This is a genomic window from Gordonia aichiensis NBRC 108223 (assembly GCF_000332975.1).
Taxonomy (GTDB): domain Bacteria; phylum Actinomycetota; class Actinomycetes; order Mycobacteriales; family Mycobacteriaceae; genus Gordonia; species Gordonia aichiensis.
This window is the reverse complement of the sequence record NZ_BANR01000044.1, coordinates 1-6,740: the sequence shown is the minus strand read 5'-3', so window position 1 is coordinate 6,740 and position 6,740 is coordinate 1. Positions and strand designations below refer to the sequence as shown.

At 58.3% G+C, this 6,740-nt stretch carries 4 protein-coding genes; 1 reads left to right on the top strand and 3 read right to left on the bottom strand.

From position 1 onward, the window contains the following. Nucleotides 1-223: 223 nt before the first annotated feature. Entirely contained in the window at nucleotides 224-526 is a 303-nt protein-coding gene (locus tag GOACH_RS22030) for a helix-turn-helix domain-containing protein (RefSeq protein ID WP_005180184.1), read from the top strand. 198 nt (nucleotides 527-724) lie between these two features. On the opposite strand, the gene GOACH_RS23565 is transcribed toward GOACH_RS22030, so the two are convergent. From GOACH_RS23565 to GOACH_RS22010, 3 genes are all read right to left on the bottom strand, one after another. Next, nucleotides 725-3,730: a TniQ family protein gene (locus GOACH_RS23565; protein ID WP_245551995.1), complete on the bottom strand. Its 3,006-nt coding sequence runs from the start codon at nucleotides 3,728-3,730 to the stop codon at nucleotides 725-727. Next, entirely contained in the window at nucleotides 3,730-4,878 is a 1,149-nt protein-coding gene (locus GOACH_RS22015; protein WP_005180180.1) for an ATP-binding protein, read from the bottom strand. The genes GOACH_RS23565 and GOACH_RS22015 overlap by 1 nt, the downstream gene beginning before the upstream one ends. A 102-nt stretch (nucleotides 4,879-4,980) precedes the next feature. Further along, on the bottom strand, nucleotides 4,981-6,740 hold a 1,760-nt coding region (locus tag GOACH_RS22010), incomplete at its 5' end, for a transposase (protein WP_005180177.1).

Genomic DNA, 6,740 nt, shown 5'->3' with positions numbered 1-6,740 from the left:
CCTGACTTGGCATGGCATGCCAGTCGTAGACTTGGAGCCGAACTGAATCTGTTCGAGCCGATACACGATGACTTGTCTCACGTCGCCGGAAGGTCTCGAATACGCGCTAGCGACGATATAACCCAAAAAGACACAGACGACCGCTCGACACAAAGTTGGATCCGGAGCGAAGCGTCACTCACAAGCTCGCACCCATTGCCCAGCATCGCATAAAGGAGGACCAGTGAGCGTATGGGATGACATCATGGACACCCCTGCCGAAGCTGAGAACATGCGCGTCCGAGCAGCTTTGATGCGTGCACTGCGCGAACGTATCGTCACATTCGGCTGGTCGCAGACCGTTGCCGCCGCCAACCTCGACATCCCCCAACCGCGAGTCTCTGAACTCATGAACGGCCGCATCTCGAAGTTCAGCCTCGACGCTCTCGTTACCCTCGCATACCAAGTCGGGATCCATGTCGCTGTCGTCGCCGATCCCGACACAGACGTCGCCGACCATCTGACCAGTTCCAGGTCTCGCCACTAGCATCACCATGCAACCACCAGCGAAGCGTTTGTTCGGGTGATAGACGTTCGCGGGCAAGGGTCACGAGCTTCGTGAACTTGCTCGACGCCCTGACCCCGATCGTTGACGGGGCGGGTCCGGCGCGGCTGCTCGATATGGTCGCCGGCCACTGCATGTCAGCACTCAAAGACTGACTCTATCCCGTGACCAGCAGTTTCATCATACCGATTTCCCTCGAGGTCGGCGGAGGGGGATGCCTTCACGATGCAAACATTCGTATATACACGCGTTTGAAACACCGAACTCGTGTGCAATGTCTTTGACTAGGCACCCCTCTTCTTCGTACCTTTTCCTGAGTAGCTCACCGGGCACTAATTTCTTTTTTGATTCGGGAGCAGCTGCGGGAATGATTCCTGCAGCGCGCATCCTCTTACCGACCGTGGAGGGGGCGGCGTCGAGTGCAGCAGCAATATCGGCAATCGATTGATGCTTGTTGAGGTAGCGATCTCGTAGTTCTTCAATCGGCAGTAGCCGAACGCGTCCGGCCCCAGGAGGGCGACGTGATGGAGTACGGATAGCGATGCCTTGCTCGCGCATTATTTCGCAAAGCCTAGACTCACTAATGCCAAAACGTTTGGCGGTTGCGCGGAGCGTTAGTTTCCGGTCGACGTAGAGTGATTTGATCGCGTCAGGTGAAATCGCGGCAGGCGGTACTGCGTCGTCAACTGGGGTAGACACTTCGACCCTGCGCGTTGCGGTGTAATCCACCACTCGACGGCCTCGAAAAATGACGACGCCGCTATCCTTGAGGCGGCGAGCAATCGTGGGTCTGCACACACCGTACCGAACGCTCAACTGTTCAAGAGTCATGAGCTCATCGACATAGAGATGTTTGATTTCTTCGATGGGCAAGGACACAACCGACGCCCCTTCTTGCGTGCCGCCAGTGCGAATCGTGATGCCAGCTTCGCGAAGGCGGTTGGTGATCGTGGTCCTCGACACACCGAGCTGGCGTGCGATTTCGGTCGACGGCTGGTTCTGCGTCACGTAGAGGTCGACGATCTGCGCGGTGTCGACCGAAACTGTCTTCCGTCCACGGACCTCAATTCCGTTTTCACGGAGAAGGATACGCACCTTGTGTTCGCTCAGGTCGAGATCGCGGCTTATCTCGCGGACGGTCTGCCGCCGGGTGACGTACGCGTCGTAGAGTGTGTCGCGCGACGGTAGCGTCGCTCGGCGTGCGTCTGGCGCCGTGTTCGAATGCACTGCCGCGTCACTGCTGCGGCTGTCAGACGGGGGTGCTTCGGGACGCTGACCAGACGACTTACTTCTTCGAATGCGGCGTCTCGTTGATCGTTGGATAGGTTGATCGTTCAGGTATATGCGCAGTGCGGCAGGGGAGATCGCGAGGGCGCGTGCCGCATCGCGTACCGATAGGTTATCTGCGCGCAGTAGGTTCGTGATGTCGTCCCGTGGTAGGGGCACAGGTGGCCCCGGTAGGTCTAGGTCGGCGATCAGATCGATCGGTGGTTCTGCGCACACTGGTTCGTCAATTCCGAGGCTGTTGAGGAACACACTCGCCTGGTGGTCAAGCGCCTCGACGATCTGCGGGCTGAGCAATGCAAGGAGTCGAGGTACCTCGCGCGTGCGTCGATCGGATGCCGCGACTCCCCGTGTTCGCTGGTAGTTCAGTGTGACTCGCCGGTAGAGAAAATCGCGTGCCAGTTCGTGGCGCCCCATATCTACGCCGTGTTCGGTAGCGATCTGACGCCATTTGTCCTCGGGCAGGAGCTGTGAGTAGTCCAGTTGACGACGGCGGTCGTAGTCGATCTTGCCTGGATGGTCGACGAGGTAGTCGCCGAGTCGTGTGATGGCTGATAGGACTGACCGTGGGAGTCGCGCGCTTCCTGCTCTGTGCCAGACCGAACCGATGTGGCGTGGGTCTTCATCGATGCCGAGGAGCGTTGCGCAATCAGCAACCGGTTTTCCCGTGACAGCGATGACCGTTGCCAGCGAGAGACCGACAGCCCCGTAGTCTTCGTTGAGACCGGGGATGAGGAGCCGAACCGCCCAGGTTGGCCACATGCGTTGCGGGATTGAGGACACTGCAGCGTGCTGTGGGCTGGTGAGTTCTCCCGATGTCTGGGGACGACGCCATGTCTGCTTTAGCGCGTTTATGTCATTCGCCTGGCTAGCACCACAGAAGATCGACTCTAAGCGGCCACCTTTGTTGGTGCGCGCTGTGTATCGGTACCCGCTTGTTCGTGAGAGGACGGTTCCGAAGCTTGGAAGCAGCAGGCGCAGCATCTCGGCGGCGGTCGCATTGTCGGCGGAGAGGATGCTGACGGATGTGGCGGTAGCTGCGACGTCGAGTAGCGACCCGCGATCGACGTCGGTTGCTGTGAGGTTCTCAAGCAGGCCAGTGAAATGGGAGGAGTGTTCATTGGCTGCTTTACTCCAGTCCGCATCGCGCTTGAGGCGAATCGCCAAAACCCTTGCGTCAGCGAGAAACGAGACGGCGTCGAGTATGGCGGTATCGGAGTCCGCCGTAACTCCATCTCGTGGGATGGACATCGCGGTGCTGACGGTTTTGCTGACCGTGCGTTGTGCGATGAGAGCAGGGTCATCGTCGGAAAGCCCGGCCGTGAGGGTCTGACCCAGAGGGAACGTGCAGGCGGGGTCGGCAGAGTTGTCTAGCATGTGAGCGCCACACTCTTGCAACACGGGGATGTCAGTGGCCATCCGATGAAGGGCGGGGCTCGTGCCGCAGCGTTGACAGAGATCGACCAATAGACACTGATGACGAGGACATACGAGCTCCCAGCCGATGCGCCAGCGGAGAAGCCATCGTCCACCGTTCTCAGAGAGGCAGTGCGGACAGAATCGAGACGCTGGACGCAGACGGAAGATGTTTCTTAGAGTCCACCCCCGCTGGTCGGCCTCGCGTCGGGCAAACGCCCCTGCGCTCGCGTCCACTGTGGGGAACGCGTATTCGGTCATCGTGAGGAGGTCTTCGAGTGATGTCTCGGTGGCGTCGGCAAGGGGTTGAAGCCCACCGGGGGTGGCGGGCAGCTGGATTAGACCATGTCTGGTCCGGAGACCGTAGTTGAGATAGCGGAATACGCTCCGAGGCACGTTGAACCGGCTCGCGTAGGCATCGGTCCACGATTCGATACTCTCCCCCGGCACGGCAGGGATGCGAACGGCAAGCGTCCGGGTGGTCATCATGATGCCACCGTCGCCTTTTTCGAGCCGCGAGCGCGCGATTTCAGGTGCTTGGATCCGATTGCCCCGGATTCGATCTCCGCCAGATAGCCCTTGCGTTGCCGTTCAGCCTCGGCGTCGATGGCGATTGTGTCGAGGAGATCCTGGGTGAGGCATTCTTGCCCTGTAGCAATGGCTTTACGGGATCCACGGGCGATTAGTGACATCAGCGAGTTGATATGGCCACTCGACCTGGCGAACAAGTATTCAGCAAGATTGACGGCGAGCATGCCGGGGTGCTTGTGTACTAGCAGCAGGTCACGCTCCACTGTGAGCAGCGTGTCATGCCACTGCTGTTGTTGTTCCTCGTTTTTAAGTCCGAATCCCCTGAATCCTATGGGTGTCCAGCGCCGTGACATCTGTGTCACGAGGTTGTGTGAGCGTTCCTCGTTGTAGGGGTCTTTGGCATCGAATAAGCCAGTCCCGACGAAGATGAAGGTCGCCGGAAGGTGGTTGGTGAGCGACTTCAAATGGTTGATGCTGCGCCGTCCACTCGGGGTGGTTGCGTCGATGAACTGCACTTCATCGACGACGACTAGTACGGTTGCACACGATAGAACGTGGTCCTGTGCGCGTGCGAGCAGCGTCGCTTCGTTGCCGGATAAGGGTGCCCCGAAGAATCGGCAGATGGCTTCGTCGATCGCCTTTGGGCTGGGGTTCGATGGGATGGAGATATACACGACTGGAATGTGTTCTGCATCGGTGGACGGAAGGTAATCACCAAGTTCAGCCCGCTGGGCATTGAAGATTCTTTGGGCGTAATCGACGACCATGGTGGTCTTACCGAGTCCTGGTGACGCACTGATGATGACGGAGTCACGCACTTTGTCTCCCCGCTTGTCTACACCGCATTCGTACACCATGTCGATGGTTTCGTTCGCGTTGATCAGCATGGGGGTTTTGATTGGTCCGTAGTTTGCGTGGTATGCACGGCGTCGCAGATTGTAGTCGCTGCGTGCGCTGGTGCTGAGTGCCTTGAGCTGGGGCGTGGTTAGTTGTTCCGGCCGTGTCGGAGGGTGCGTGGCGAGTGCCTTGAATCCCTCCTTGAGAACCAAGCTGGCAACCCTTAGATCGGGTTCGGGGGACAATTTCTTTTGCGAGTTGGACATTGTGTTTCCAGTGCTATATTCAGTGATATCGGGCCGTGTACGGTTTTCTGTGTCTGGGTGTTCCTCTTTCTTTTGGAAGGGTGCGAACGAACTGCGATATCTTTATGCATCGACATCGTCGGTGGTAGTTCCTGAGGCCCGGCTGTAGTAGTCGTCGAGTTCCTGCTCGTTGTAGTTGCCGTCGCTATCGGGGAGGGGGACAGCCACGTCGGTGTCGAGGTCGATCTCAGAATCGCTGTCTGAGGGTGACTCCCACTGGTCGCCGCCGGATCGGAGGGTCACGGTCGGAGTTGGTTCTAGCGGGTTGCGGTCGCGTCGGAGTTCTTCCAACGCCGCGCGCCGCTCTTGGGGTGTGTCTGCGATACCCGCACCGAATTTGTGGAGTATTTCGTTGATTGCTTGGACGTCGTCGACTGCCGTATCGCAACGGCGTTGGTAGTCGCGAGCAAGCGACAGTGTTCGCTCGGTGAATGGTCCATCGACATAGCGCGCCTTGTTCCATGTCAGGCGAATCCACTCTCCCGGCGATTTTTCTAAGTAGAGGTAGCGCATGTCCCATGGGTTGACTCGTACCGGGAACTTGTCGATGTCTGGTCCGGTACCGGTGCCGCTGCGGGATCCGGGGGGTGGGAGTTGAGGACTGGTGTACTGCAGTCGGTATTGCACTCCTTTGGTGGTGATGGTGCGCCACACCAGCGGTAGTAGTCGCAGCAGAAGGTCCGGGCTTGACGGTACGGTCAAGCCAAATTTTCCGAGCGAGCGCCGAACGCCGAATTCGTGTGCCGCGTTGGGTGACAGCTTAAGATGTGGAGCATCCGGCAGCTGGATCCCGCGATGGATCTGTTTGTGATAGACGTTTGCTAGGAAATCACAGATCATCTCTTCTAGTTCATCCACGTAGTAGGCCGCCTGTTTTTCGATGTCCTCCCCGCGCACCTGCACAGATCCACCTTTTTGTCCTGCAACATCTTGCAGGTAGTACTCTATTGTTTGAAATAGACGTTCGCAGGGGCCTTTGTCCGTGGGCTGGTTAGCCCGTGCGGGTCGTAGATCTGTGTGCATCGCCCGCAAGACCGATACAGTTTGTTTACCGATGAAAATCTTAGCGTTATCGGGGATAACTGCACCAGCAACTGGGCGGCGCGATTGGATGAAGTCAGTGTTGTCTGGATCGTAGACGACGTGGTCGGGGACACCTAACCACCCGAGTTGCTGCATGTAGGCGGGCCGTTGCAGCGGCGCGAAATAGCGATACAGCAGCTGCATCACTGCGAATGCATCAGTCGAACGTTCCGTTAGAATTAGACTGGGAACCTTCTTGCAGAAGACGTCGATGAGCAACGTCAGCTGAAGATTGACCCACCGACTGGTGAGTCGGTCGAGACCGATGACATCGAAATAGTGAGTGTCGAGCATCAAGAATTGAGTGGGGTAGTCCGCGTGCAAGCCGTGAAATTCGCCGGACGGGGAATCCGCGAGTTGCTTCTCGGTCTGTACCGACGACCGGAACGTGTAACGACCGGCGGAAAGCTCCGTCAGTGCCGCGTATGCGGTGGTGCGGCCAGGCTGTCGCACCCTGCCGCCGTACTGCCTTTCACACAGTTGATTGATTTGGTTGATCATCGCTTTGCGAGTGATTCTGGTTTTTCCCGGGTGCTCGCGTACCTGCCGGGCAGCGATTTCCAACCAGCGGGCGTCAATGGAGTGCATCCCTAGTTTTCGGCGGATTGACCGTCCGTCGAGTAGCGCTGCGGGGTTGCCGTCGGCGGCCCAGTAGTTTGCGCATCGCTTCTTCACACAGGAGGTAGTCAGCCCCAGCTCTGCTGCTTTCGCCGCATATCGTTCTTCCAGAGCTATCTCGG